The following is a 25,324-nucleotide window of genomic DNA, read 5'->3' as shown; positions in this document are numbered from 1 at the left end:
AGTGCCGGGGATTTTCGTTTGCGACCAACCAGGCAACCGGATGCGACCTCGCGGCCTGTTATTTGCCAGCATCCCTATCTTCCGGTCCGCTTGTTCTTTTGAGAACCGCTGGCATGAGGAATGACAAAAACAGCAGACGCAAAATATGGTGCGAGCCGACATAGGTGGCATCGGCATGCATCATGATGGCCATGGCTGCCATGGTTTCCAGTCCACCCGGTGCAAATGCAATCATCACGGCATTCAGGGGCACGCCAGTGAGGTTTGAAATGGTGAGTGCGATGGCACCGGCAATGCCCACCACAACGATGGTCAAAACTCCACCGGCGATAAAGGCGCGTTTCAGTTCGCCAATCGAAACATTGTAAAACCGTAGACCGATCAGACAGCCGATCAGAATGTAGGTCGGCTGGATGGCCCATGGCGGCACAGCACCTGCAGTAAAGCCGGTAATATGGGTAGCAACGGAAACGACCATGCCACCCAAAAGCAGAGCAGCAGGAAAACGCCAGCGGATAAACAGCATGCCGAGCAGCAGTGCGCAGGCAAATGTCACGACAAGCACAACCGGGTTCATGGCGGCGGCCGGTGCGGAAATATCGGTACTGACGAGATCGAAATATTCAACGATCAGAGGAACGGACAACGTCAGAGCAAGAACGCGTACACTTTGAATGATGCTGATGCTGGCAAGGTCGCTGCGCGTTTCAGCACTCAGGCTGATGATGTAGCTGAGATGGCCGGGCGATGCGGCAAGCATGGCGGTGGTACGGTCATAACGGAACACGTAATGCAGCAGCCAGTATCCGCAATACAGTAGCAGGACAACGGTAACGACGACCGCGACGAAACTCAAAGGCCAGGATTTCGCGGCGTGGAATATTTCAGGCGTGACGCTGGTGCCCATGGAAATGCCAACGAGCACAAAGCAGGCATCACGGACGCGTTTGGGAATGTCTAGTTTGAGGCCGAAAAGTCCGCACATTGTAACGGCAAGTGCGGGGCCAGAAAGAAATGGTGCAGGAATACCTGCAATGGCTGCAAGTGCGGCCCCGGCAGTACCAACGACAACCGTCAGCAGCAGGGTGAGGATCTCTGGTTTGGTAATCACGGCAGGAAAACAATCGGTATGTGGCGATGCAAGACAGGCGGATATTTTGATATCAGCCTAACGACTATGCCGGAAGATGCGAAGCAGGTTTTGCTTTTCGCCAATAAAAAACCCGCACAAAGTGCGGGTTTTTGAAAATCTCTGTCTATGAATTATCAGGCTGCAGGCGCGACAGGCGCAGAGGCCGTTGTCTTTGGCGCATGACGCCTGGCTGGCATGTCATCAAGACCGAGCAGGAAGCCAATCTGTGGACGGGCCTTGACCAGATCATCAATGGAATACTCTGCCAGCACATCAAAGAAGGCATTCAGAGCCTTACGCAGCGCTGAGTTGAGGCCGCAGCTGTCAACAAGTGGACACTCGACAGCACCATCTTCAAAACACTCTGCCATGGCAAAGCTATCTTCGGTGACGCGGACAACGTCAAACAGGCTGATCTTGTCAGCTGGCTTGCCCAGACGCACACCACCGTTACGACCACGAACCGTCTCGACCAGACCTGCCTTGTTTAGCGGCTGGAGGATCTTGAACAGGAACAATTCGGATACGCCATAAGCCTTGGCGATTTCCGGGATACGGCTAAGATTGCCGTCATTCGCTGCGCAATACATCAACATGCGAACGGCGTAATTGGTCTGTTTTGTCAAGCGCATGCTGATCTCCTAACTCTCTTTGTGGAGTTATATAGTCTGTTTTTCAGTTTAGAACAATTCCAAGATTGGAAAAAATTCCATTAAATTTCAGAATTGCTGAAATAGCCGTGTTGACCATTCTCTTGAATCATGAACAAACAACTCAACAATGGCAATGTAATGGAGGCTAGGCCAATGGCAAGCGTGAAATCTCGCGTTTTTTGGGCTGCGTTAACAGGATGCTTATTTTGCTCCGGTGTTTCCACAGCTTTCGCCGACGGTGAAGTCAATGTTTACTCCTATCGCCAACCGGAACTCATTCAGCCGTTGCTGGACGCCTTTACCAAAGAGACCGGCATCGAAACCAATGTGCTGTTTCTGGACAAGGGGCTCGTAGAGCGCATTCAAGCGGAGGGGGTTAATTCTCCTGCCGATATTCTGCTGACGGTTGATATTGCACGTTTGGTCGAGGCCAAGGAGGGCGGCGTTACACAGCCTGTGCTGAATGATCCGGTCATTGAAAAGGACATTCCGGCCAATCTGCGCGACCCGGAGGGCGAGTGGTTCGGTCTGACGACACGTGGCCGTGTCGTTTACGCTTCCAGGGACCGCGTAACACAAAGGGACATCACCTACGAGGAACTGTCAGACCCCAAGTGGAAAGGCCGCATCTGCATTCGTGATGGTCAGCACTCCTATAATATTGCGCTGTTTGCCTCGATGATTGCCCATCACGGTGTCGACTACACCCGCGAATGGCTGACCGGTCTGAAAAACAATCTGGCCCGCAAGCCTGATGGCACGGACCGCACCCAGGCAAAGTCGATTTTTTCCGGCGAGTGCGATATCGCGCTTGGCAATACCTATTACGTCGGCCTGATGCTGACCAATGACAAGGAGCCGGAAGAGAAAGAATGGGCCAGTGCTGTACGGGTCATCTTCCCAAATGCTGCCGATCGCGGCACACACGTCAATATCTCGGGCGTTGCGATGACGAAATATGCTCCGAACCGCGACAATGCGCTGAAGCTGATGGAATTCCTGGCCTCTGGTGAGGCGCAGGAAATCTACGCAAAGGAAGTGTTTGAATATCCGGTTCTGCCCGGTGCGCAGCCGTCAGACGTCGTCAAAGGTTTTGGCCCGATCAAGCCGGATCCACTGTCCCTGACGGAAATTGCCGCCCACAGAAAAGAAGCTTCGGAACTGGTGGACGAAGTCGGCTTCAATGAAGGCCCGTCGAACTAACATGAAGCCTTGAGGCACCGCGCCTCAAGGCATTCAGCGGCTCTGTAATTCCTTATCGTAATTGATGATTGCCTCACGCCGTTCCGGTGTACCGGGATGGGTTGAAAGCATGCTTGTCTTGTCGTGATCACCGAACTCTTTTTCCATCAGCGCAAAGAAACGTTCAATCGCCGTGGCATCAAGGCCAGCAGCCCGCATCAATTCCACCGAGCGTCTGTCAGCCTCGGCTTCGGCATCACGTGAGTGCGACAGCGCCAGAAGGCCACCGCCCTGCGTCAGGATATCTTCCATGGCGGAACCAACGTCACCCGCCACCAGCATGACCAGACCGGCCACACCGGCTGCGCGGTAAAGCTGGCGCAGACTGTGTTCATATTCGACATGGCCAATCTCGTGGGCCAGAACACCGGTGATCATCTGCAGATCGTCGCCCGCCAATGAAACCAGCTCATCCGTGACCACAAGTGTACCATCGGGCAGCGCAAAGGCATTGGGACCGATGACCCCGCCCTTGCGGAAGTTCAGCTTGTAATCCTCAGGCGACCCTTCTGCATGCGCGGCGATCTTGGCAAAGTCCTGCCGGATCTCATCCTGTTTTTCGTTGGTCAGTTCACTCGGCGAAAAAGCCGTACGATCCAGTGCTGCCATGGTGCTGGAAGACATCAACTCCGGCACCATGGGTGGGGTGACCGCAACCGCAAGCTCCACCATGGCGGGCAGTGCCAGCCGATAGGTAGCGTAAGCAAGGAAAACTGCCGCAGCCGTTATGCCAATCAGCCGAGGCCGAAACTGTTCCAGCCAATGGACAACGCCGACACCCTTTTTACGGTGATAACGCAGCAATGTGTCGATGCCATCATTATCAGGTGTTTCAAACAGCGAGCCATCAGGAAAGGTGATTTCCCTAGGAATAGAGCCGACGCGCTGGCTGACCTCGACCAGTTCGATATCAGCCTGCACATAAACCCTGTTGTCGTTGGCACCATAAACCAGCAGCATGTGGCCACTGAGTTTGAGTTGTGCGGGGTTTGAAAGGTTCGAGCGAGCGGCATGCCACTCGCCCGAAACCATGTTCCTGATATCAGAAACCAAACTCAAAGCCTTCCATGTCCATATATTCGGCGCTGACCGCAGCGCCCGTTGCTTCAATGGACGATAGAACTTCACCTACATCGCCGTCAAAACGAATTGCCGTGTGTTCGACGCTGTAACGTGCTTCGCGCACCGCCGCCCAAGGGCGCATCAGACCAAATGTCATCACACTGACGACGAGGTTTGAAATAACGATCCACAAATAACGGCCACGGCCCAGGTCACTAGCCAGCTGGTGTTTTCCGTCCAGCACCATAGACGATACGACTACATTGCGGACACCAACGCGGTAAACGATGCCGGCAAGACCGTAGACCAGAAACGCACCGAATATCGTGCTGTAAAGGCTAGCGGCAAACCTGACTTGAGAACTCTCGCCTTCAAGAGACGAAAGAGTTGCAAGAAATACTGCCGAAAGCGCGCTGAACAGAATGCCGCCCAGCACGACCATAACAGCCGGGATGAACCATGCATTATAAAGCTTACCAATCGTCGGGTCAGCCGTGAGTGGACGGTCGCCATAACGCAGGTTGCCGAAAACATATTTGGTGGCCCAACGGCTGCTGAAAGGCGCCAGGATACCGAAAGACAGGAATGCAACCATGCTGCCGAGCATGATCGATACAAATGCGCCGCCTGCGGTGCCTACAAAGTCAAAGCGAACATTGCGATAGCTGGTGACACGTGCGTTAAACCGAATGCTGCGCATCATCAGCCACGGCAGGAAAATAAGGATAGCGATCGGTGAGAGGAGAGCAGCTGGCGGGATAATGAACGCCAGGACGTTCATGACAATGATGAAACCAAAGGCAATCAGGCGGCCTTTGAAAATCTGTCCGCCGGTGGCGTGATACCCAAAGGCGCGGCCGTGAAGAACGGTGTTACCATTGAAGTACCGTTTGCGGCGCACCTTTGCCCAGGCGGAATAAATGCCGATTGTCACGATCGTCAGGAGAATGTTGACGATCCAGATGCCGAAATATTCCTTGGCGTTCCCAGTAAAGCTGCCGCGTTCAAAAGCAGCCTGTCTTCCGACAGGAACAAAAGCTTCATTCATAAATTTGTCCTCTCATCCTTGTCTACTCATGCATCGGGCCGGAGAACAAAATGCTTCCCGGCGAGCGCAATGCAAAGATCAATCACTCTGAGTGTCGCTGGATAACAGCCATAAGGCTGAACGACGCTGTCATGTGGTTGCCTGACATTTATCGGGCCGGTCCCCACCACCACACGCTTAAGGTTAGTAAAACCCAAGACGGTTGCATTACTTGAGTGCTTCTGTCTTGTTTTCTTGCTGAATGCAAGAGCATTTTCTAAACGATCTTTTTTCAGGTGATCAAGTACAAGCTTAACGAAATCGACCAATCATTTGATTGAAAAATCAATTGATTGGTCAGATATTGATCCGCCCGATCTTCACGGGTTGAAGCGTTCCGGGCGGTAGGCATCGGTGGGAATGACTGTCGTTTCGCCATTCATCATCTCGGCCAGAATACGACCGGTAATTGGCCCAAGCGTCAATCCGTGGTGAGCATGTCCAAACGCAAACCACAGGCTTTTATGGCGCGGCGCTCGACCGATAATCGGCATCATGTCTGTGGTGCAGGGTCGCGCACCCATCCAAGGTTCGGCATCCAGCCTGTCACCAAGCGGCAGGATCGTCCGGGCAACCTTTTCGGCGCGGTCAAGCTGAACAGGCGTTTTCGGCGCATCGCGACGCGCAAACTCTGCGCCTGTTGTCATACGAATGCCCTTACTCATAGGCGCGAGGAAATATCCGCGTTCACCGTCCAGAAGCCAGTTGTTCAGCTTGGCGCCATCACGCAAATTATAATGCATGTGATAACCGCGTTTTACGCCAAGCGTGAAACGATAACCCAGCTTACGTGTGACCTCATCCGCCCATGGTCCAAGCGCCAAAACCACTTCGGCAGCTTCCACCGCTCCATCCAGCGTGCGCACTTTCCAGCCGGTTGCGGTTTGCGCAAGGGTGGTTGCATCTCCTTTTATGAACTTGCCGCCAAGGCTTTGGAACAGGGCCAGATAAGCCATCGTCAGGCCGCGGGGATCGAGAACCGACCACGGGTCTTCCCATTTCAACGCGCCGACAAAATCATGGCTGAGATGCGGTTCCGCCTGTTCCAGTTCCCCCTTGCTCAACCGGGTATAACGCACGCCATACTGCGCGGAAATGCGATCAGCCTCTGCATATTCGGCATCGCGCTTTTCAGGTGTTCGATACGCCTCCATCCAGCCATTCTTGGCGATCAGGTGCCCTGCGCCAGCCGCTTCAATCAATATCTGATGTTCGGAAATCGAATGTTCGATCAGCGGCGCATAGGCACGGGCGATCGCCTGATGACGCGATGCATTGGAGTTCCACCAGTATCTGGTCAGGAACGAGACCACCGATGGCAAAGCGGACAGGTGGTAATGTGCGTCGATACTATTGTTTAATGCGTAACGGAGGATTTTTCCCGGATCCTGCGGAAAACCGTATGGCACAACACCTTCACGCTGGATAAGCCCGGCATTGCCAAATGAGGTTTCTTCACCCGGTTCACGCCGGTCAACAAGAACGACACTCTTGCCCTTGCGTGCCAGTTGCAGCGCCGTGGAAACGCCGACGATACCGGCACCCAATACGATTACATCTGCTGTCATTCCACCAGTCCCATTACCCGCATCATCTTCCTCTGATGAGAGGAACATGCGGCGGCCACCAACTGAAAGCAATGGCAAAATCACGCCATAACGCGGGAATAACAACCGGCACGGGACAAAGCCCGCACCGGGTCAGGACTTGCCAATTATTGATTGACGGCTGGTGTTTCCACGGCCTCGATATTAAAGGCCGCTGCCATCAGCGCCTTGGTATAATCCTGCTGCGGGGCGTTGAAGATCTGGGTGGATGGACCTTTTTCCACCACCTTGCCCTGCCGCATGACGATGACCTCATTGGCCAGTGCCTTGACCACTTTCAGGTCATGGCTGATGAACAGATAAGCGAGATCATGTTTGGCCTGCAGGTCACGCAGCAGGTCCACCACCTGCGCCTGCACGCTCATATCAAGCGCTGACGTCGGCTCATCCAGCATGACGAAACGAGGCTTTAGCACCATGGCGCGTGCAATGGCGATACGCTGCCGCTGCCCGCCGGAGAACTCGTGCGGGTAACGCCAGCGGGTTGCCGGATCAAGCCCCACCTCCTCCAGCACTGATGCAACACGCCGGTCACGCTCTTCCGACGACAGTGCCTTTTCATGCACTTTCAGGCCTTCAGCGACGATCTCACCCACCGACATGCGCGGGCTCAGCGATCCGTACGGATCCTGAAACACCACCTGCAAGCGGTTTCTGAGCGGTTTCATATCTTCGAAGGAATAACCGTCGATCTGGTTTCCAAGAAAGCTGATCCGCCCTTGTGACCTTATCAAGCGCGCCAGCGCCAAGCCGAGCGTGGTCTTGCCAGAGCCGGATTCACCAACAACACCGAGTGTCTGCCCTGCCCGTAGCGTTAGATCGATACCATCGACAGCCTTGACATGATCAACAACCCTGCGCATCAGGCCAGCCTTGATCGGGAACCAGACCTTGATGTCATCGCCCTGCATCACCACCGGTTTGCTGTCATCCGAATGGGGCGGCTCACCCTTCGGTTCGGCAGCCAGGAGATGGCGGGTATAGGCATGTTGTGGTGTGTTGAACACTTGCTCGACAGGACCCGTTTCAACGATCTTGCCCTTGGTCATCACGCAGACACGGTCGGCGAATTTGCGAACAATGCCGAGGTCGTGGGTAATGAACAGCATGGACATGCTGTGCTGTTCTTTCAGATTACGCAGCAGTTCCAGAATTTGGGCCTGTACTGTCACGTCAAGCGCTGTCGTCGGTTCGTCGGCAATCAGCAACTTTGGCCGGTTGGCTAGCGCCATGGCGATCATCACACGCTGGCGTTGGCCACCCGAGAGTTCGTGCGGATAGGCTTTCAGGCGTTTCTCGGGGTCACGAATACCCACCTGCAACAACAGTTCCAGGATGCGTGCACGCGCCTGCGTGCCTGTCATGGCCTGATGCAGTTCCAGAATTTCGCCAATCTGCCGCTCAATCGTGTGCAGTGGATTAAGCGAGGTCATCGGCTCCTGAAAAATCATGGTGATGTCGTTGCCGCGCACGGCACGCAATTCGCGCTCCGGCAGCTTCAGCATATCCTTGTCTTCAAACAGGATTTCGCCTGATGGATGGCTGGCGGCCGGATAAGGCAGCAATTTCAAAATCGAGTTTGCTGTCACTGATTTTCCGGACCCGGATTCCCCGACAAGCGCCACCACTTCGCCCGGCATGATATCGAAGGACACGCCGTCGACAGCAATGCTTTGGCTGCCGCCCTGATGAAACGCTACCGACAGGTTACGGACGGAAAGAATTGGTTTGGTCATTGTATCGGCCACTTTGTTCGACATCGCGCTCACCGGAATGTCTTGCGCGGATCAAAGGCATCGCGCACGGCCTCGCCGACAAAGATCAGCAGTGAAAGCATGATGGACATGGTGAAGAATGCCGTCAGTCCAAGCCAGGGTGCCTGCAGGTTGTTTTTACCCTGAGAGATCATTTCCCCCAGCGAAGGCGAACCCGGCGGCATGCCGAAACCAAGGAAATCCAGCGATGTCAGCGTGGTAATTGATCCCGACAGGATGAATGGCAGGAAGGTCAGTGTAGCCACCATGGCATTGGGCAACAGGTGGCGGAACATGATTGTCCAGTTGCCGACACCCAGTGCGCGTGCGGCATTGACATATTCAAAGTTTCTGGCGCGCAGGAATTCGGCGCGCACAATGCCGACAAACCCAACCCATGAAAACAACAGCAGGATACCGAGCAGAATAAAGAAGCCGGGCGGCAAGATCGATGCGATGATCAGCAGGATATAAAGCACCGGCATGGACGACCAGATTTCGATGAAACGTTGCATCAAAAGGTCGGTCCAGCCACCAAAATAACCCTGCACGGCACCGGCCGTCACACCGACGATAGCCGAGGCAATGGTCAGAGCCAGACCAAACAAAACCGAGATACGGAAGCCGTAAATCATACGTGAGGTCACGTCGCGTGCCTGATTATCGGTGCCCAGCCAGTTCATGTTGCCAAGCGTGCAGTCCGGATCCTTGTCACCCAGCGGATAGGCACTGCAACGCTCCGCACTGTCCAGCATCCAGAAAGGTGCCGTGGGTGCCGAACTTGGAATATTGGAATTCACCGTCTGATAGGAATAGCGGATCGGTGGCCAGATGATCCAGCCATTGTTCTCAATTTCCTCACGGATGAAGGATGACTTGTAATCCGTCTGTGCAAGAAAACCGCCGAACTTTTCTTCAGGATAATCCACCAGAACCGGTACCAGCAATTCGCCTTTGTAGGAGGCGAGGATCGGTTTATCGTTGGCGATGAATTCGGCAAAAAGGCTGCCGATAAACAGAAACAGGAACAACCAGAACGACCAGTATCCGCGTCTGTTGGCTTTAAAATTCTGCCAACGGCGTTTGGTGGTGGGAGAGAACCAAGGTTTGTCCGGCTTTGCAGCTGTAGTTTCGATGCCCGAGGTGACGTCGGTCATTACACGTCCCTCCGTTCGAAATCGATCCGAGGATCAATCCATGTATAGAGGACGTCGGACACCAGCCCGACAACAAGCCCCATCAGCGAAAAGATGAACAGCGTTCCAAAGACGATCGGATAATCGCGCTCAATGACCGCGAGATAACCGAGACGGCCAAGACCATCCAGCGAGAAGATATTCTCGATCAATAGAGATCCGGTGAAGAAGGCTGAAATGAATGCGCCAGGAAAACCGGCAATCACGATCAGCATGGCGTTCCGGAACACATGGCCGTACAGGACCTTGCGTTCGGACAATCCCTTGGCCCTTGCCGTGACGACATATTGCTTCTTGATCTCGTCAATGAAGGAATTCTTCGTCAACAAGGTCGTTGTCGCAAAGGCCGACAGCGACAGCGCGGTCAACGGCAGCGCCAGGTGCCAGAAATAGTCGATGATCTTTTCCCACCATGGAAGGGAAACAAAATTATCCGAGACCAAGCCGCGCAGCGGAAACCAGTCAAAAAACGAGCCACCGGCAAACAACACAATCAGCAGAATACCAAACAGAAAGCTTGGAACAGCGTAACCGATGATGATGATGCCCGACGTCCAGACGTCAAAGGTCGAACCATCCGATACCGCCTTTTTGATGCCGAGCGGAATGGAGATCATATAGGAAATGATCATTATCCAGATGCCGAGCGAGATGGAGACGGGCATTTTTTCGATGATGAGATCCACCACCGAACGGCCCTTGAAGAAACTTTCGCCGAAATCGAAGCGGATATAATTCCACATCATATCAAGAAAGCGGGTCAAAGGCGGCTTGTCGAAACCGAACTGCTTTTCCAGCTTGGCGATCAGCTCTGGGTCGAGACCCTGAGCACCTCGATAGGTGGCGCCACCCTCATCAAACGCGCCAGCCTGCCCGAGCATGTTGCCACCACCGGAAAGCCTGTCCGCAGCACTGTCACCCGAACCGGAAAGCTGGGCAATAACCTGCTCCACCGGCCCGCCCGGGGCAAACTGGATGACGAGGAAGGAAATGCCCATGATGCCGACAATCGTCGGTATCATCAGGGCCAGACGCCGCAGAATATAAGCTCCCATCAGGTGCTCCGCTTCAGGGAGTTGGGTTCGGCTGTCATCGGCTGCGTCAAACCGTTTCCTTTCCGGAGTGCGGCAGATCCCGCACACTGTATGATTCGTAATTTGCTATGTGAATCAAGGCTTGGCTTATAAAGCAAGACCCGCATCATTTTCCGGCGCTGGCGGACCACCAGGCATTGGGGAAACCAAGCCCATATTCAGGCAATTCTTTCGGGTGAACCAGCGTGTTCCAATAGGCAATGGAACTGAAGCCGCGATAAAACTGCGGCACCACATAGGCGTTTGCCAGCAGAACACGGTCCAGTGCACGGGCAGCAGCCACCTGTTCATCACGGTTTGGAGCAAAAATGACCTTTCGTACCAAGGCGTCCACGGCAGGGTTCTTAATGCCGCCCACGTTCCCCGACCCTGGGCGGTCTGCTGCTGCCGATCCCCAGTAATCAGCCTGCTCATTGCCTGGGCTGGCCGAGGTTCCCCAAAGTTTGACGATCATGTCAAAATCGAAGCTGCGCACGCGGTTGGCGTATTGCGATGCATCTACTGTACGCAGCGTTGCGTTGACGCCGATCCTTTTCAGATTTTGGATGAACGGCGTGACCGTACGCTCCATACCAACTGAATCGATCAGCAGTTCGATATCAAGCTGTTTGCCGGTTTGCGCATTGACCATCTTGTTGCCGCGCAATTCATAACCGGCCAGTTCCATCAGCTTCTTCGCCTCAAGAAGATTAGTCCGCTGTTTGCCGGGATCACCAGCAACAGGGTTTTGATATTCCGCGGTGAAAACCTCAGGTGGAACCTGATCCTTCAGCTCCGTCAGAATTTCCAACTCCCGGCCTGTCGGCAAACCGGAAGACGCCAGTTCGCTTCCCATGAAGAAACTGTTGATGCGCTGGAACTGACCGAAGGCCAGTGTCTTGTTCAAATCCTCGAAATCGAAGGCGTAATTCAGTGCCTTTCGCATATTCGGGTTCTGGAATTTTTCACGTCTCTGGTTCGGTACAAAAGCCTGCATGATGCCAGCAGCGCGATAGACATTCGGCAGTTCTTCTTTTGTTATCCGACCATCCTTGACGGCGGGAAAATCATATTGCTTGACCCAACGGCTAGAAGACTGCTCCTGGCGGAAATCAATCGTGCCGGATTTGAAGGCCTGAAATTCCACATCCTGGTCGGTAAAGAAGCTGTAGCTGATGGTCTTGAAGTTGTTCTGCCCGACATTAACGTTGAGGTCCTTGCCCCAATAATCGTCGCGCAATTCATAGGTCAACGTAGACCCTGACGAGACGGATGCGACCTTGTAGGGACCGGACCCCATAACCGGCTCCAGCGTCACGCGAGAAATATCGCGTTGCTTGCCATCCGGACCGGTGCCCTCCCACCAATGTTTGGGCACGATGGCCAATTGCCCGACAATCTGCGGTAATTCCTTGTTGTTTGCCTCATCGAAGGTGAAGGTCACTTCGCGCTCGCCTGTGACTTCGGCCTTGCTGACGTGGGCGTAATAATTCGCCTTACTGGTGCTGAGCTCCTTGGTTTTCTCAAAACTGAAAACGACATCTTCTGGCGTCACAGGCTGGCCATCCGCCCATTTTGCTTCTTTTCGCAGACGAAAAACTGCTTTCGAGATATCATCGGGGAAGCTCACAGCCTCCGCCAAAAGCCCGTAAGAGGCTGACAATTCCTCTTCCGAGCTTACCATCAGCGTATCGTAAACGAGGCCCAAGCCGTTGGCAGCCTCACCTTTGTCAAGCAACAGATTAAGCGTATCGAACGTGCCATTAGCCGACAAACGCAACGTGCCACCTTTGGGCGCGTCGGGGTTGACATAAGCAAAACGTTCGAACCCCTCGGGATATTTGAGTTCGCCGATCGCGGAAACACCGCTGCGCCACTTGTCGGCGTCCTGCGCCGAGGCTGAAAAAGGTGTCGACAACACCGATAATGCGCTCAAGGTGATGAGGCAGGGTTTCAGCCTGTTAAATAGCATGCAGTCCATCTCCATTTTGTCATCGCGTGCCAGAAGCATAAGCGAAAGTGCGGCAAAATATAGAGGCGGGTGGCTCACAAGCTAATTATCCGGATCGGTCTCCAGAGGCGTCAGAACCATTGTTTCACCAAAATGATGTTTCAGCTTGATGCGCTTTTCAGTTAGACTTGTGGGCAAATCACTTTCACATGCGGCAGACGAGAATGAAAACGACACTTGATGGCATCTGGCGTACCGGCGTTGTCGCGCTGGCGGTCCTCTCATCCAACATTGGCATGGGCGGCACTGCCTACGCTTTAGATGACAAACCTGCCAAGGAATTGTTTGGCGCAGCGCTCCTGCCCAATGCCAACGCCTCGTCGCCTTATGGATCTTATGCCAAGGGTTGCCAGTCGGGTGCCGTTGCCCTGCCCAAGGATGGGCCGGGCTGGCAGGCCATGCGTCCGTCGCGCAATCGCAACTGGGGTCAGCCGCAGTTGATTGCATTGCTAGAACAGTTTTCACAGGATGCGCAGAAAATCGGCTGGCCGGGATTGCTGGTGGGCGATATTTCGCAGCCACGTGGTGGCCCCATGTTGTCCGGTCACGCATCGCACCAGATCGGCCTTGATGCCGACATCTGGTTTACGCCGATGCCAAACCGCGTGATGACACCGCAGGAGCGTGACAACCTGCCGTTCACCTCTATGCTGGACAAGAACAAGTTCCTGACCGTCAATCCGCATCGCTGGACCTCTACCCACGCACGTCTTGTGATGCAGGCTGCCAGCTATCCGCAGGTAGACCGGGTTTTCGTAAACCCTGCCATCAAAAAGAAGCTTTGTGAAACATGGTCGGGTGACCGCTCCGACATGGGCAAAATCAGACCAATTTACGGCCATGACGAACATTTCCATATTCGTATCAAGTGCCCGGCCGGTGCTGCCGGTTGCAAACCGCAGGCGGCTGTTCCAGCCGGCGACGGTTGCGACAAGTCACTCGCCTGGTGGTTCACCAAAGAACCATGGGCTCCGCCGAAAAAAGACCCGAATGCAAAACCGGTCAAACCGCGTCCAATGATGCTGTCGGATTTGCCAAAGGCCTGTTCTTCGGTCTTGGCGGCTCCATCCATTGCGTCGGTTAACTCTGCACTGCCAAGCGCCTATTCTGCGCCATCACAGCCTTCTTCGCAGATCGAGGCGATTATTTCGCAAGATGCTGTCAGCGGCAGTGCCCCTGCCGGTGTACCGATACCACTTGCCCGTCCGGTGAATTGAATTCAACGGATCGGGCAAACCCGGCTTTTCAAATGGCAACAAGCTGTTATAGAAGAAATCAAATCGATTGAATTCATGACATGAAAGTTGATGGCATGGCATCCGAACAGTGCATCGCCCTGATTGCCCACGATCAGAAAAAGGACGACATGGCGGATTTTGCCCGCCAGCACAGCGCGTCTCTGGCCAAATGGCGCATTGTCGCCACCGGTACCACCGGCGGCCGCGTGCAGGATGCCTGCCCTGACCTCAACGTCACGCGTCTGAAGAGCGGTCCCCTTGGCGGCGACCAACAGATCGGCGCGATGATTGCGCAAGGCGAAGTGCATATGCTGATTTTCTTTGTCGATCCACTGACATCAATGCCTCATGATGTCGATGTAAAAGCCTTGACGCGACTTGCAACCGTCTACGACATTCCCATGGCGCTCAATCGGGCGACTGCGGAAAAACTGGTCGATTTCCAGCTTTAATTAAATTCGTTTCCGGTCACGCCCTGTTTCAAATTCCACGGTGAGAGCATCCATGTCAAAAAATATCGAAAAAGATCATCTCCCGTTTCCAATTCTGATCGGCGACATTGGCGGCACCAATGCCCGTTTTTCCATTCTCCTGGATGCCTTTGCAGAACCTCGGCAGTTCGTCAGCGTCAAGACCGCCGACTTCGCCACCATTGATGACGCAATCCAGACATCGATCCTCGACAAAACTTCAGTGCAGCCGCGTTCGGCCATTCTGGCTGTCGCTGGTCCTATCGAAAGCGATGAAATTCCACTGACCAATTGCGACTGGGTGGTACGTCCTCAGCAGATGCTGGAAAAGCTTGGCCTTGAAGACATCATTGTCATCAATGACTTTGAAGCGCAGGCCCTGGCGATTTCGGCACTCGATAATGAAAACCGCGACATTATCGGCCCTGACAACAAGGACATGATTGCATCACGTGTCGTGCTTGGCCCTGGTACTGGCCTTGGCGTTGCCGGCCTCGTCCATGCCCGCAACATGTGGTTCCCGGTTCCCGGTGAAGGCGGCCATGTCGATATCGGCCCAAGAAGCGAACGTGATTTCCAGATTTTTCCGCATCTCGAGCCCATCGAGGGCCGTATCTCTGGCGAACAGATCCTGTGCGGACGCGGGCTGGTTTACCTTTATAACGCGGTTTGCGCTGCGGATGGCGTCAAGCCCGCCTTCAAGGACCCGGCTGACATCACCTCGCATGGCCTGGCTGGTGACGACACACAGGCTGCCGAAACATTGACCCTGTTCAGCACCTATCTCGGGCGTCTGGCAGGTGACCTTGCGCTGATCTTCATGGCGCGCGGTGGCGTTTATCTGGCGGGTGGTATTTCTCAGAAAATCATCCCCGCACTTAAACAGGGAGAGTTCCGCGCAGCCTTTGAAGACAAGGCTCCACATAACGCCCTGCTCTCGACCATCCCTACCTATGTGGTGACTCATTCGCAGGCTGCACTCGCAGGGCTTGCAACCTTTGCTCGTTCGCCTGAAAACTATGGCCTTACGCTTGAAGGACGGCGTTGGGTGGTGTGACTGCGCATTAACTTGTCTATGGCCAAAAGCGCCTCGACTGGTTATAGAACCGCCTCAAAAGCGGGAGGCCGCACACTAACAAGGCAGATCAGCGTTTGAACTCTACCGTACGCACAAAAAAGCCGATGGATTCCGAAAAGGTTTCGGGAATCCTGAAACGTATTATTGCTGAAAATGGCCGTGCGCATTTGCGCAATTACATTCTTGCCATTTCCTGCCTACTCGTGGTGGCAGCAACGACGGCTTTTACGGCCTGGATCATGGAATCGGTGATCAACGAAGCCTTCGCCAACAAGCGCGCCGACCTCGTCATCATCATATGCTCCAGCATTTTCGCAGCGTTCGTGCTACGCGGTTTTGCGACTTATGGCCAGTCAGTGCTGCTGTCAAAGATCGGCAACAACATTGTCGCCGGATATCAGAAGCGTATCTATTCGCATCTGATGACGCTTTCGGTCGGTTTTTTCAACGAAGCCCGTTCGGCGCATCTTGCCGCACAGATCACCCAGAATGTCAGCGGCGTGCGTGATGTTCTCAACCTGACCGTCACCTCGATTGCACGTGACTTGCTGACGCTAATCGCGCTGATCGGCGTCATGGTGTCCAAGGATGCCCTGCTTTCGCTGGTCATTCTGGTGGTTGCACCACCGCTGCTGATTGGTCTTCGTTACATTTCCAAACGCCTGCGCAGTGCCACGCGTGACGCCATCGTGCTCAACAGCCGCGTTCTGGGCGCGACGCAGGAAACCATTCAGGGCATGGCCATCGTCAAAGCCTTCACGATGGAAAAGCAGCTGGAAGAGAAGGTCAACGAGGTCATCAAATCGGCCGAAGGGCGCGCGAACCGCATTGCCCGGCTGACCGAACGGACTGCACCTCTGACCGAAACATTTGCCGGTCTCGCGATTTCCAGCGTGCTGGCTTATGCCGCCTTCCGGTCGATTTACGGCGGCGTTGCACCCGGTGCATTTTTCTCCTTCGTCACCGCGCTGCTGATGGCGTACGACCCAGCCCGCCGTCTGGCTCGCCTGCAGGTGCAGATGGAACAGGCAACTGTCAACGCCCGTATGATCTACGAGCTCTTGGATTTGCAGCCGCTGCAGCGTGACAAGCCGGATGCCGGTGAGCTGACGGTTGCCAATGCGACAATCGAGCTGCGCAACGTGTCCTTCGGTTACAACAAGGAAAATTCCATTCTCCGTAACGTGTCTTTCGTGGCGGAAGGTGGGAAGACTACCGCGCTGGTTGGTCCTTCAGGCGCTGGCAAGTCGACCATCATCAACCTCATCCCACGGTTTTACGACCCGCTGGAGGGTGAAATTCTGGTTGATGGGCAGAATATTGCCGATGTCAAAAAGGCATCGCTGCGCCACCACATCGCTTATGTGTCGCAGCAGCCTTATCTGTTTGAAGGCACCATTCGCGACAATATCCGTTATGGCCGCCCCGATGCGACCGATGCCGAGATTGAAGATGCGGCAAGACAGGCCTATGCGCATGATTTCATCATGGCACAACCGATGGGGTATGACACACCGGTTGGTGAAAATGGCATGAGCCTTTCCGGCGGCCAGCGCCAGCGTCTGTCAATTGCTCGCGCGCTGGTTCGCAATGCGGCGATCCTGCTTCTCGATGAGGCGACCTCGGCACTGGACACGGAATCGGAATCCTACGTGCAGAAAGCCTTGGAAACGACGATGAACGGACGCACCGTGATCGTGATTGCCCACCGTCTTTCCACCGTTGTCCGAGCCGACAAGATCGTTGTGATGCATGACGGCCAGGTGCTTGAGCAAGGCACGCATGAAGAGCTTGCGAAGCAGGAAAACGGGCTTTACGCTCACCTCAATAATCTTCAATCGACCGGCAGCGGTCTGAAGTCATCCGCAGAAGAGTGAAACTGACGCATGAGCAGCAACGACATGAAACTGGTTGTGGTCGGCGCTGCCGGTCGTATGGGACAAACCCTGATCCGTCTTATTCACGAGACCCCGGGTGTCACGCTGCATGCTGCCATTGAACGCGAAACCTCTGCCTTCATCGGCAAGGATGCCGGTGAGATCGCCGGCCTTGGCGTGAACGGTGTTGCGATCACCAGCGATCCGCTGGAAGCATTCGTGAATGCAGAAGGTGTGATCGATTTTACCTCCCCTGCCTCAAGCGTCACCTTTGCTGCACTTGCAGCACAGGCCCGCATCGTGCACGTGATCGGCACTACCGGTTGCTCGCCGGAAGATGAAGCCAAGTTTGAAGCGGCGGCCCGTCATGCCCGCGTCGTCAAGTCAGGCAATATGAGCCTTGGTGTTAATCTTCTCGGTGTGCTGGCCCGCCAGACGGCAAAGGCTCTGCCCGCCAATGCGTGGGACATTGAGGTGGTTGAAATGCACCACAAACACAAGGTTGACGCACCGTCCGGCACCGCATTGCTTCTGGGTAATGAAGCAGCAATAGGTCGTGGGATCGATCTGGCGTCATCATCGGTGCGGGTGCGTGACGGCCATACTGGCGCACGCGTCGAAGGCACGATCGGTTTTGCAGCGCTGCGCGGCGGTTCGGTTATTGGCGACCATTCAGTGATTTTTGCAGGCGAAGGCGAGCGCGTAACGCTGTCGCATTATGCTGGCGACCGTTCGATTTTTGCACGCGGCGCACTGGCAGCAGCCATATGGGCACGTGGCCAGAAGCCCGGTCTTTATTCGATGCTTGATGTTTTGGGGCTATCTGAAGCCTGATAATTTTCATTTTTACGGAGGGAATTGACTATGAGCGGAACTCTCGTGCTTGTTCGCCACGGCCAGAGCGACTGGAACCTGAAGAACCTTTTCACCGGCTGGCGTGACCCCGACCTGACCGAGCTTGGCGTGCAGGAAGCCAATGCAGGCGGTAAGGCACTGGCTGATTACGGCATCAAGTTCGACATCGCTTTTACATCGGACCTGACCCGTGCGCAGAACACCTGCCAGATCGTTCTCAACAATGTTGGCCAGCCTGACCTGACAACGATCCGCGACCAGGCGCTGAACGAGCGCGACTATGGCGATCTCTCGGGCCTGAACAAGGACGACGCCCGCGAAAAGTGGGGCGAAGAACAGGTTCACATCTGGCGCCGTTCCTATGACGTACCACCTCCGGGCGGCGAAAGCCTGCGCGACACGGGTGCGCGCGTCTGGCCTTATTACCTCACCGAAATTCTGCCGCGTGTGCTGCGTGGTGAAAACGTACTGGTTGCCGCTCACGGCAATTCGCTGCGTTCGCTGGTGATGGTTCTGGATCGCCTGAGCAAGGAAGAGATCCTCAAGCTCAACCTCGCGACCGGTGTCCCGATGGTTTACAAGCTGAAAGCGGATTCCACCGTTATCTCCAAGGACGTTCTCGGCGACATGTCCGCCGCGCACTGAGTCCTGGCAGCACGGAAATTTAAAAGGTCGGGGCGTTCTGCGCTCCGACCTTTTTTATGTGACATCGTTGAATGTGTCAGTCCTGAAAATCAGTTCTCCATCCGGAATTCTACCGTGTCTGCCGGAAAACGGCTGATGGCATATTGCACCGGTTTGCCATCCAGATCGGTGTTCAGCGCATGCGTCACCAAAAGGATCGCCCCCGGTGAAAGCTCAAGTGCGGCGAGATCATCGGCGCTGGCATGCATGGCAGAAATCTTTGTCGAGGCGCGCATATAGTCATTGAGGCCCACCGCCTTGAAAGCCGCAGTAATCGATCCGCTTTTTTCGTAGGCTGCGGCAATGCCTTCAAACCGGTCGGCAGGAAACCAGGTGGTGGAGCGTGATACCGGGCGACGGTCGGCCTTGCGCAACAGTTCGAGACAGATGACGGTCGCACCCTGCACAAGTCCCAGTTGTCGGGCGACTTCGATTGGTGCCGTCTCAATTGATGACGACAACAGCAGCCCCTGCATTTCGCGAACCTGGTCGCCAACCCCTTCAGAAAAGCGGGTTCGTTTTGAAATCGGGAAACTCAGCCGATCCTTGCGCACAATCATCGTGCCACGACCTTGCAGTGGCTGAACGATCCCCTCATCCGCCAAGGCCGAGATGGCGCTACGTACCGTGTGCCGGTTGACGCTGAAGGTTTCAGACAGCACCATTTCGGGGGGAAGCATGCCAGCAGCATCATACTCACCGGCCAGAATAGATTGCCGGATACGGTCGGCAATCTGCCGCCAGAGAGCGACGCCGTTTTTCCTGCGCACATTGGCGCCCATCGAGGCCGTTACAGTCATATGTCACACGCTTGTCATGTCAGTCGGATAGCAATATCCTATCTTGTATGGTTGTCTATATCAATAGACATTTGAGGATAAGATGCAAACAGAGAACATACCATCGATTGAAGGTCGTCAGCGGGTCGCAGCCCTGCTCGCACGCGCCAGCATGGAAGAACTGATGAGCGTGTGGGGCGGACTGGAACAGTCGCCCGAAGCTGAAAAGGTGCGTGGGCCGGAAACCGGCCTCGTCATGGTACGCGGCCGCATTGGCGGCGGTGGCGATGCATTCAACCTTGGTGAAGCAACCATGACACGTGCCACGATCCGCCTGGCCTCCGGCACGGTCGGTCACGCACATGCACTTGGCACCAACAAGAAGAAAGCCTGGGTTTCCGCGATCTTCGACGCCCTTTGGCAGGAGCCGGCAACGCGGGACATGATTGAAGCCAATCTGCTGTCGCCGGTTGAACAGCGCCTTCAGGCCACCGCCAACCAAAAGAAACAGGAGACCGCGGCAACGCGCGTCAATTTCTTCACCATGGTTCGGGGAGACGACTGATGGACCACAAGGGCGATATTCTGTCGGGTGGTTTTGCCGATCCCGTTTTCGAATCCCAGGGCGTATTCCGCAAGCTGATGGATGGCATGGCGCAGCCCGGAACCATTCATGTGGCTGACGCCCGTGTCAAACCGCCAGCACCGCTGGGCAAGGCCGCAGGTGCCGTGTTGCTGACGCTTTGCGATCACGACACGCCATTCTGGATGAACGGTGAGCTGGCCAAGTCAGGCGTTCCCGGCTGGCTTTCATTCCATACTGGTGCCGAACTGGAAACCGACAAGAGTGGAGCCCGTTTCGCGGTGTTTGAAGCTGGCGCCGCCCTGACCTCGCTTGGCTTGTTTTCAGTCGGCACGCAGGAATATCCGGACCGCTCGACGACAGTGTTGATCGAGGTTGCGGCGCTCGATGGTGGATCACCTCTTCGGTTGACCGGTCCCGGTATTCGCGACGAGCGCCAGATTGCCCCGCAAGGATTGCCGCAGGCGTTCCTGCATATGTGGGCGGAAAACCGACTGGCCTTTCCACGCGGTATCGATGTCATCCTGACAAGTGGTGACAGTTTCCTCTGCCTGCCGCGCAGCACGCGCATAGACCTGATGGAGAATTGATCGATGTATGTTGCCGTCAAAGGCGGAGAGACCGCCATTGCCAATGCCCATCGCCTGCTGGCCGACCGCCGTCGCGGCGACCGTTCCGTGCCAGCTTTGACCATTGAGCAGATCGTTGCGCAGCTTGGCCTCGCGGTTGACCGCGTCATGGCCGAAGCTTCGCTTCACGATACTGCACTTGCAGCACTGGCCATCAAACAATCGCGCGGCGACATGATCGAGGCGATCTTCCTGCTGCGCGCCTACCGCACGACACTGCCGCGCTTCGGTACATCGAAACCGATTGAAACGGGAAACATGCGGGTCGAACGCCGCGTTTCCGCCACCTACAAGGATTTGCCCGGTGGTCAGTTGCTTGGCCCAACCTTCGACTATACGCACCGTCTGCTTGACCCATCGCTGCTGGAAGACGGCTTTGTTGAAGAAGCGGCGCTCGAAAGCAATGGCATCGACCCTGTTTCCAAAGTGTCCGACATTCTAGCAGCCGAAGGCCTGATTGAAACCGATGGCGAAATGCCCTTGGACCACAAGGCCGGTGACCTGACGCGCGAGCCGATGGAGTTCCCGATGGCGCGCGACTTGCGTCTGCAATCGCTGGCACGTGGCGATGAGGGTTTTCTGCTCGCACTCGCCTACTCCACGCAGCGTGGCTACGGCCGTAACCACCCCTTTGTGGGTGAGGTGCGTATCGGCGAGGTCGAAGTAGAAATCGACGTGCCGGAACTCGGCTTTGCTGTCTCGCTTGGAGAAATCCGCGTCACGGAATGCCAAATGGTCAACCAGTTCAAGGGTTCTTCCAAGGCGCCACCGCAGTTTACCCGCGGTTATGGGCTGGTGTTCGGCCAGAGCGAACGCAAAGCCATGTCTATGTCACTGGTGGACCGCGCGCTTCGCGCCGACGAATTTGGCGAGGATGTAACCGCCCCCGCGCAGGATGAGGAATTCGTCATTTCCCACGCAGACAATGTTCAGGCAACCGGTTTTGTCGAGCACCTTAAGCTGCCGCATTACGTGGATTTTCAAGCGGAACTCGCGTTGGTGCGAAAAATGCGCTCCGACTATCAGGCGTCAAAAAACAGCGTGTCGGCCAATATTACGGGAAGTATTGCCGATGCTGCTGAATGAGCTTGTTCCTGCTACGCAGGCTTTCCGCATACCAAACTGCACAAACGATGTTCAGCGCAATGAACAGTGCAAAGAACAAACCAATCAGAATTCCAGTATCCATGAGCTTGTACTCCTTTTACATGAAGGGATAACGCACAATGCCGCCTGAAGTTTCATTCAAGGATGATTTGGCCGGTTACAACTTCGCTTATCTGGATGAACAGACCAAGCGAATGATCCGCCGCGCTATTCTCAAAGCCATCGCCGTGCCGGGTTATCAGGTACCATTTGCATCCCGCGAAATGCCCATGCCATACGGTTGGGGCACCGGTGGTGTGCAGGTCACAGCTGCCATCATCGGACTGGACGACACGCTGAAAGTTATCGACCAGGGGGCCGACGACACCACCAATGCGGTCTCCATCCGCGCCTTCTTCCAGAAGGTGGCCAATGTCGCTGTAACCACCCATACCAGCGAAGCAACGATCATCCAGACCCGTCACCGTATTCCAGAGGAAAAACTGACGGCAGGTCAGGTGCTCGTCTATCAGGTACCGATCCCCGAACCGTTGCGTTTCCTTGAGCCACGTGAAACGGAAACCCGTGTCATGCATGCGCTCGAAGAATATGGTCTCATGCATGTACGTCTGTATGAAGACATTGCCCATAATGGCCGTATCTCCCGCACCTATGCCTACCCGGTGAAAGTTGCCGGCCGCTACGTCATGGACCCCTCGCCGACGCCAAAGTTCGACAATCCGAAAATGCACATGTCCGATGCCTTGCAGCTGTTTGGTGCGGGTCGTGAAAAACGCATTTACGCGGTCCCGCCCTATACCGAGGTTGTCAGCCTCGATTTCGACGACCACCCGTTTGAGATCCAGACATTCGACAAGCCCTGCGCGCTGTGCGGCGCTGACAATGTTTATCTGGATGAAGTCATTCTGGATGATGCGGGCGGACGCATGTTCGTCTGCTCGGATACCGACCACTGCGAGGACCGTCGTGAACACGGCCATCGCGGTCACCTTTCACCAGACATGCCGGAGGCAGCAGAATGAACAGCGATACGCCTTTGCTGAAAGTCAGCAATGTCTCCAAGTTTTACGGTGGCCGGATTGGCTGCAAGGATGTGTCTTTCGAACTATGGCCCGGTGAAGTGCTGGCCATCGTCGGTGAATCCGGTTCGGGCAAGACGACATTGCTCAACTGTATCTCGACGCGCCTTCTGCCGACCGCCGGCACAGTTGAATATCGCATGCGCGACGACGTGACCCGCAATCTCTACCATATCAACGAAGCAGAACGCCGCTTGCTGATGCGCACCGACTGGGGTTTCGTGCACCAGAACCCTGCCGATGGCCTGCGAATGACCGTTTCGGCTGGAGGCAATGTCGGCGAGCGGCTGATGGCGGTTGGCGCACGCCACTACGGCAACATCCGCGATACGGCGTCGGACTGGCTACAACGGGTGGAAATCGGCATTGACCGCATTGACGACCAGCCTCGCTCCTTTTCTGGCGGTATGCGTCAGCGCCTGCAGATTGCCCGCAATCTCGTGACCTCGCCACGTCTTGTGTTCATGGATGAACCAACCGGTGGTCTGGATGTGTCGGTGCAGGCCCGTCTGCTCGATCTGGTTCGCGGACTGGTCAACGATCTCGGCCTTGCGGTTATCGTTGTTACTCACGACCTGGCAGTTGCACGTCTTCTGTCACATCGCATGATGGTGATGAAGGACGGCCACGTCATCGAACATGGTCTGACGGACCGTGTGCTGGATGACCCTCGCCAGCCCTACACACAATTGCTCGTTTCCTCGATCCTGCAAGTCTGAAAGGCACACTCTCATGACAACGCCTCTCGTGGTTTCAGAAGTCTTCAAAAGCTTCACCATGCATCTTCGCGACGGCATCGTTCTGCCCGTGGTCGAGAATGTCAATTTTTCAGTCGCCACCGGCGAATGTGCCGTGCTGGGGGGGCCATCCGGTATCGGCAAAAGCTCGATCCTGAAAATGCTCTACGGCAACTATGCCATCGACAGCGGGCAGATCCTGATCAGCCATGAAGGCCGGGTGATCGATATTGCCATTGCGCCGCCGCGCACCGTGCTGGAAGTGCGCAAAAGCACCATCGGCTATGTCAGCCAGTTCCTGCGCACCGTGCCGCGTGTCTCCGCACTCGACGTTGTTGCCGAACCACTGCTGGCAAGACAGGTGCCATTGGAAGATGCACGTGAACGGGCACGGGCACTGCTGTGCGCCCTCAATCTGCCGGAGGCATTGTGGCTGTTGCCACCTGCCACCTTCTCCGGTGGTGAGCAACAGCGCGTCAACATTGCCCGCGGTTTCATTACCGACCATTCCATCCTGCTGCTGGACGAACCGACGGCTTCACTCGATGCACGCAACCGCCGCGTTGTCATCGACATGATCCAGAAGAAGAAACAGCAGGGCGTCGCGCTGCTCGGCATTTTCCATGACGAAGAAGTGCGTGAAGCGGTTGCCGACCGCATCATTGACGTGGCCCAATTCTCACCGAGAAAGATTGCAGCATGAGTGTAAAGGTTGGTCTTCAACCCGTTATCCACCCGACGGCCGATGTGCAGAATTCGACCATTGGTCGCTACACGGAGATATCCGAACGCTGCCGCATTCATGAAGTGGAGATGGGCGACTACTCCTATGTGATGCAGGACGGCGCAATCTGGTGCGCGACTATTGGCCGCTTTGCCAATATTGCCGCCTCGGTGCGTATCAACGCCACCAACCATCCGGTGGAGCGCGCCACGCTGCACCATTTTACCTACCGCGCCGCCAGCTATTGGGACGATGCCGAAGACGAGACAGATTTCTTTGCTGCCCGCCGACAACGGCGCGTCGTCATCGGCCATGATGTCTGGATCGGTCACGGTGTTACCGTGTTGCCCGGTGTCAAAATCGGCAATGGTGCGGTGATTGGTGCGGGTGCCGTGGTGTCCAAGGATGTCGCACCCTACACCATTGTCGGTGGTGTTCCGGCCAAATTGATCCGCGAGCGTTTTTCACAGGAACTGGGTGAGCGCATGGACCGCCTGGCATGGTGGAACTGGGACCACCAGACGCTTCGGTCCGCGCTTGGGGATTTTCGTTCGATGGATGCGCAATCCTTCGTTGATCGATATGAACATCGCGCGGCGGGCTGATCTGGCGTTTGTAACAATTTCTTCACCAAACTGACACTTCCGCTTCACAGGGTGGTGTTAGG

General features: G+C 55.4%; 24 protein-coding genes. 14 read left to right on the top strand and 10 right to left on the bottom strand.

Features of this window, described 5'->3' with window-relative positions:
- Nucleotides 1-58: 58 nt before the first annotated feature.
- Entirely contained in the window at nucleotides 59-1,111 is a 1,053-nt protein-coding gene (locus IB237_RS01765) for an AbrB family transcriptional regulator (protein WP_192486888.1), read from the bottom strand.
- A gap of 155 nt (nucleotides 1,112-1,266) precedes the next feature.
- Nucleotides 1,267-1,764, bottom strand: a complete 498-nt coding sequence (gene rirA / locus IB237_RS01760; RefSeq protein ID WP_192486887.1) for an iron-responsive transcriptional regulator RirA — start codon at nucleotides 1,762-1,764, stop codon at nucleotides 1,267-1,269.
- A 174-nt stretch (nucleotides 1,765-1,938) separates the two neighbouring features.
- Here rirA and IB237_RS01755 point away from each other — a divergent pair, with 174 nt between their 5' ends.
- Nucleotides 1,939-2,988: a Fe(3+) ABC transporter substrate-binding protein gene (locus IB237_RS01755; protein WP_371815216.1), complete on the top strand. Its 1,050-nt coding sequence runs from the start codon at nucleotides 1,939-1,941 to the stop codon at nucleotides 2,986-2,988.
- Between the two features lie 33 nt (nucleotides 2,989-3,021).
- Here IB237_RS01755 and IB237_RS01750 read toward each other — a convergent pair whose 3' ends face one another.
- The 7 genes from IB237_RS01750 to IB237_RS01720 all read right to left on the bottom strand — a co-directional run bounded on the left by IB237_RS01750 (nucleotide 3,022) and on the right by IB237_RS01720 (nucleotide 12,778).
- Nucleotides 3,022-4,080, bottom strand: a complete 1,059-nt coding sequence (locus IB237_RS01750; protein ID WP_192487825.1) for a M48 family metallopeptidase — start codon at nucleotides 4,078-4,080, stop codon at nucleotides 3,022-3,024.
- The gene (locus IB237_RS01745) at nucleotides 4,070-5,137 is read right to left on the bottom strand and encodes a YjgN family protein (protein ID WP_192486886.1); all 1,068 of its coding nucleotides are present in this window, start codon (nucleotides 5,135-5,137) and stop codon (nucleotides 4,070-4,072) included. Before IB237_RS01745 ends, IB237_RS01750 begins: the two co-directional genes overlap by 11 nt.
- A 359-nt stretch (nucleotides 5,138-5,496) precedes the next feature.
- Nucleotides 5,497-6,744, bottom strand: coding sequence for an FAD-binding oxidoreductase (locus IB237_RS01740; RefSeq protein ID WP_192486885.1), 1,248 nt, complete (start codon nucleotides 6,742-6,744; stop codon nucleotides 5,497-5,499).
- A gap of 146 nt (nucleotides 6,745-6,890) precedes the next feature.
- Nucleotides 6,891-8,519 carry an ABC transporter ATP-binding protein gene (locus tag IB237_RS01735; protein ID WP_192487824.1) on the bottom strand — a complete coding sequence of 543 codons (1,629 nt, stop codon included), beginning with the start codon at nucleotides 8,517-8,519 and terminating at the stop codon, nucleotides 6,891-6,893.
- Nucleotides 8,520-8,548: 29 nt separating this feature from the next.
- Nucleotides 8,549-9,694 carry an ABC transporter permease gene (locus tag IB237_RS01730; RefSeq protein ID WP_192486884.1) on the bottom strand — a complete coding sequence of 382 codons (1,146 nt, stop codon included), beginning with the start codon at nucleotides 9,692-9,694 and terminating at the stop codon, nucleotides 8,549-8,551.
- Complete coding sequence (locus tag IB237_RS01725; RefSeq protein WP_192486883.1) at nucleotides 9,694-10,788, bottom strand: microcin C ABC transporter permease YejB; 1,095 nt, start codon at nucleotides 10,786-10,788, stop codon at nucleotides 9,694-9,696. Before IB237_RS01725 ends, IB237_RS01730 begins: the two co-directional genes overlap by 1 nt.
- 145 nt (nucleotides 10,789-10,933) lie before the next feature.
- A complete protein-coding gene (locus IB237_RS01720; RefSeq protein WP_192486882.1) occupies nucleotides 10,934-12,778 on the bottom strand; it encodes an extracellular solute-binding protein in 1,845 nt (614 codons plus the stop codon).
- Between the two features lie 203 nt (nucleotides 12,779-12,981).
- Between IB237_RS01720 and mepA the strand changes: the two genes are divergently transcribed.
- The 6 genes from mepA (at nucleotide 12,982) to IB237_RS01690 (ending at nucleotide 18,980) form a co-directional block, all read left to right on the top strand.
- The gene (mepA, locus tag IB237_RS01715) at nucleotides 12,982-14,034 is read left to right on the top strand and encodes a penicillin-insensitive murein endopeptidase (protein WP_192486881.1); all 1,053 of its coding nucleotides are present in this window, start codon (nucleotides 12,982-12,984) and stop codon (nucleotides 14,032-14,034) included.
- Between the two features lie 95 nt (nucleotides 14,035-14,129).
- Nucleotides 14,130-14,507 carry a methylglyoxal synthase gene (locus tag IB237_RS01710; protein WP_192486880.1) on the top strand — a complete coding sequence of 126 codons (378 nt, stop codon included), beginning with the start codon at nucleotides 14,130-14,132 and terminating at the stop codon, nucleotides 14,505-14,507.
- Between the two features lie 52 nt (nucleotides 14,508-14,559).
- Nucleotides 14,560-15,582, top strand: a complete 1,023-nt coding sequence (locus IB237_RS01705; protein ID WP_192486879.1) for a glucokinase — start codon at nucleotides 14,560-14,562, stop codon at nucleotides 15,580-15,582.
- 125 nt (nucleotides 15,583-15,707) lie between these two features.
- Nucleotides 15,708-17,480 carry an ABC transporter ATP-binding protein gene (locus IB237_RS01700; protein ID WP_371815215.1) on the top strand — a complete coding sequence of 591 codons (1,773 nt, stop codon included), beginning with the start codon at nucleotides 15,708-15,710 and terminating at the stop codon, nucleotides 17,478-17,480.
- A 9-nt stretch (nucleotides 17,481-17,489) separates the two neighbouring features.
- Entirely contained in the window at nucleotides 17,490-18,314 is an 825-nt protein-coding gene (dapB, locus tag IB237_RS01695) for a 4-hydroxy-tetrahydrodipicolinate reductase (protein WP_192486877.1), read from the top strand.
- Between the two features lie 30 nt (nucleotides 18,315-18,344).
- Nucleotides 18,345-18,980: a 2,3-bisphosphoglycerate-dependent phosphoglycerate mutase gene (locus IB237_RS01690; protein ID WP_192486876.1), complete on the top strand. Its 636-nt coding sequence runs from the start codon at nucleotides 18,345-18,347 to the stop codon at nucleotides 18,978-18,980.
- Between the two features lie 89 nt (nucleotides 18,981-19,069).
- Here IB237_RS01690 and phnF read toward each other — a convergent pair whose 3' ends face one another.
- Nucleotides 19,070-19,801 (bottom strand): phosphonate metabolism transcriptional regulator PhnF, encoded by a 732-nt coding sequence (phnF, locus tag IB237_RS01685; protein ID WP_192487823.1) that lies wholly within the window; start codon nucleotides 19,799-19,801, stop codon nucleotides 19,070-19,072.
- 100 nt (nucleotides 19,802-19,901) lie between these two features.
- Here phnF and phnG point away from each other — a divergent pair, with 100 nt between their 5' ends.
- The 7 genes from phnG to IB237_RS01650 all read left to right on the top strand — a co-directional run bounded on the left by phnG (nucleotide 19,902) and on the right by IB237_RS01650 (nucleotide 25,262).
- The gene (gene phnG, locus IB237_RS01680) at nucleotides 19,902-20,363 is read left to right on the top strand and encodes a phosphonate C-P lyase system protein PhnG (protein ID WP_192486875.1); all 462 of its coding nucleotides are present in this window, start codon (nucleotides 19,902-19,904) and stop codon (nucleotides 20,361-20,363) included.
- A complete protein-coding gene (phnH, locus tag IB237_RS01675) occupies nucleotides 20,363-20,971 on the top strand; it encodes a phosphonate C-P lyase system protein PhnH (protein ID WP_192486874.1) in 609 nt (202 codons plus the stop codon). The genes phnG and phnH overlap by 1 nt, the downstream gene beginning before the upstream one ends.
- Nucleotides 20,972-20,974: 3 nt before the next feature.
- A complete protein-coding gene (locus IB237_RS01670; RefSeq protein ID WP_192486873.1) occupies nucleotides 20,975-22,096 on the top strand; it encodes a carbon-phosphorus lyase complex subunit PhnI in 1,122 nt (373 codons plus the stop codon).
- Nucleotides 22,097-22,236: 140 nt separating this feature from the next.
- The gene (locus IB237_RS01665; protein WP_192486872.1) at nucleotides 22,237-23,139 is read left to right on the top strand and encodes an alpha-D-ribose 1-methylphosphonate 5-phosphate C-P-lyase PhnJ; all 903 of its coding nucleotides are present in this window, start codon (nucleotides 22,237-22,239) and stop codon (nucleotides 23,137-23,139) included.
- The gene (phnK, locus tag IB237_RS01660; RefSeq protein ID WP_192486871.1) at nucleotides 23,136-23,915 is read left to right on the top strand and encodes a phosphonate C-P lyase system protein PhnK; all 780 of its coding nucleotides are present in this window, start codon (nucleotides 23,136-23,138) and stop codon (nucleotides 23,913-23,915) included. The genes IB237_RS01665 and phnK overlap by 4 nt, the downstream gene beginning before the upstream one ends.
- Nucleotides 23,916-23,928: 13 nt before the next feature.
- A complete protein-coding gene (gene phnL, locus IB237_RS01655) occupies nucleotides 23,929-24,636 on the top strand; it encodes a phosphonate C-P lyase system protein PhnL (RefSeq protein ID WP_192486870.1) in 708 nt (235 codons plus the stop codon).
- Nucleotides 24,633-25,262 (top strand): DapH/DapD/GlmU-related protein, encoded by a 630-nt coding sequence (locus IB237_RS01650; RefSeq protein WP_192486869.1) that lies wholly within the window; start codon nucleotides 24,633-24,635, stop codon nucleotides 25,260-25,262. The genes phnL and IB237_RS01650 overlap by 4 nt, the downstream gene beginning before the upstream one ends.
- The last annotated feature ends 62 nt before the right edge of the window (nucleotides 25,263-25,324 follow it).

Origin of the sequence: Agrobacterium sp. AGB01, assembly GCF_014851585.1 — a bacterium.
Taxonomy (GTDB): domain Bacteria; phylum Pseudomonadota; class Alphaproteobacteria; order Rhizobiales; family Rhizobiaceae; genus Agrobacterium.
The sequence above is the reverse complement of the archived record's forward strand: the minus strand, read 5'-3'. Positions and strand labels throughout refer to the sequence as shown.

Excerpts from the sequence above, each read along its gene's own strand:
- rirA (WP_192486887.1), bottom strand. The coding sequence starts at position 1,764 with ATGCGCTTGACAAAACAGACCAATTACGCCGTTCGCATGTTGATGTAT.
- IB237_RS01755 (WP_371815216.1), top strand. The coding sequence starts at position 1,939 with ATGGCAAGCGTGAAATCTCGCGTTTTTTGGGCTGCGTTAACAGGATGC.
- IB237_RS01745 (WP_192486886.1), bottom strand. The coding sequence starts at position 5,137 with ATGAATGAAGCTTTTGTTCCTGTCGGAAGACAGGCTGCTTTTGAACGC.
- IB237_RS01740 (WP_192486885.1), bottom strand. The coding sequence starts at position 6,744 with ATGACAGCAGATGTAATCGTATTGGGTGCCGGTATCGTCGGCGTTTCC.
- IB237_RS01735 (WP_192487824.1), bottom strand. The coding sequence starts at position 8,519 with ATGACCAAACCAATTCTTTCCGTCCGTAACCTGTCGGTAGCGTTTCAT.
- IB237_RS01730 (WP_192486884.1), bottom strand. The coding sequence starts at position 9,694 with ATGACCGACGTCACCTCGGGCATCGAAACTACAGCTGCAAAGCCGGAC.
- IB237_RS01725 (WP_192486883.1), bottom strand. The coding sequence starts at position 10,788 with ATGGGAGCTTATATTCTGCGGCGTCTGGCCCTGATGATACCGACGATT.
- IB237_RS01720 (WP_192486882.1), bottom strand. The coding sequence starts at position 12,778 with ATGCTATTTAACAGGCTGAAACCCTGCCTCATCACCTTGAGCGCATTA.
- mepA (WP_192486881.1), top strand. The coding sequence starts at position 12,982 with ATGAAAACGACACTTGATGGCATCTGGCGTACCGGCGTTGTCGCGCTG.
- IB237_RS01710 (WP_192486880.1), top strand. The coding sequence starts at position 14,130 with ATGGCATCCGAACAGTGCATCGCCCTGATTGCCCACGATCAGAAAAAG.
- IB237_RS01705 (WP_192486879.1), top strand. The coding sequence starts at position 14,560 with ATGTCAAAAAATATCGAAAAAGATCATCTCCCGTTTCCAATTCTGATC.
- IB237_RS01700 (WP_371815215.1), top strand. The coding sequence starts at position 15,708 with ATGGATTCCGAAAAGGTTTCGGGAATCCTGAAACGTATTATTGCTGAA.
- dapB (WP_192486877.1), top strand. The coding sequence starts at position 17,490 with ATGAGCAGCAACGACATGAAACTGGTTGTGGTCGGCGCTGCCGGTCGT.
- IB237_RS01690 (WP_192486876.1), top strand. The coding sequence starts at position 18,345 with ATGAGCGGAACTCTCGTGCTTGTTCGCCACGGCCAGAGCGACTGGAAC.
- phnF (WP_192487823.1), bottom strand. The coding sequence starts at position 19,801 with ATGGGCGCCAATGTGCGCAGGAAAAACGGCGTCGCTCTCTGGCGGCAG.
- phnG (WP_192486875.1), top strand. The coding sequence starts at position 19,902 with ATGCAAACAGAGAACATACCATCGATTGAAGGTCGTCAGCGGGTCGCA.
- phnH (WP_192486874.1), top strand. The coding sequence starts at position 20,363 with ATGGACCACAAGGGCGATATTCTGTCGGGTGGTTTTGCCGATCCCGTT.
- IB237_RS01670 (WP_192486873.1), top strand. The coding sequence starts at position 20,975 with ATGTATGTTGCCGTCAAAGGCGGAGAGACCGCCATTGCCAATGCCCAT.
- IB237_RS01665 (WP_192486872.1), top strand. The coding sequence starts at position 22,237 with ATGCCGCCTGAAGTTTCATTCAAGGATGATTTGGCCGGTTACAACTTC.
- phnK (WP_192486871.1), top strand. The coding sequence starts at position 23,136 with ATGAACAGCGATACGCCTTTGCTGAAAGTCAGCAATGTCTCCAAGTTT.
- phnL (WP_192486870.1), top strand. The coding sequence starts at position 23,929 with ATGACAACGCCTCTCGTGGTTTCAGAAGTCTTCAAAAGCTTCACCATG.
- IB237_RS01650 (WP_192486869.1), top strand. The coding sequence starts at position 24,633 with ATGAGTGTAAAGGTTGGTCTTCAACCCGTTATCCACCCGACGGCCGAT.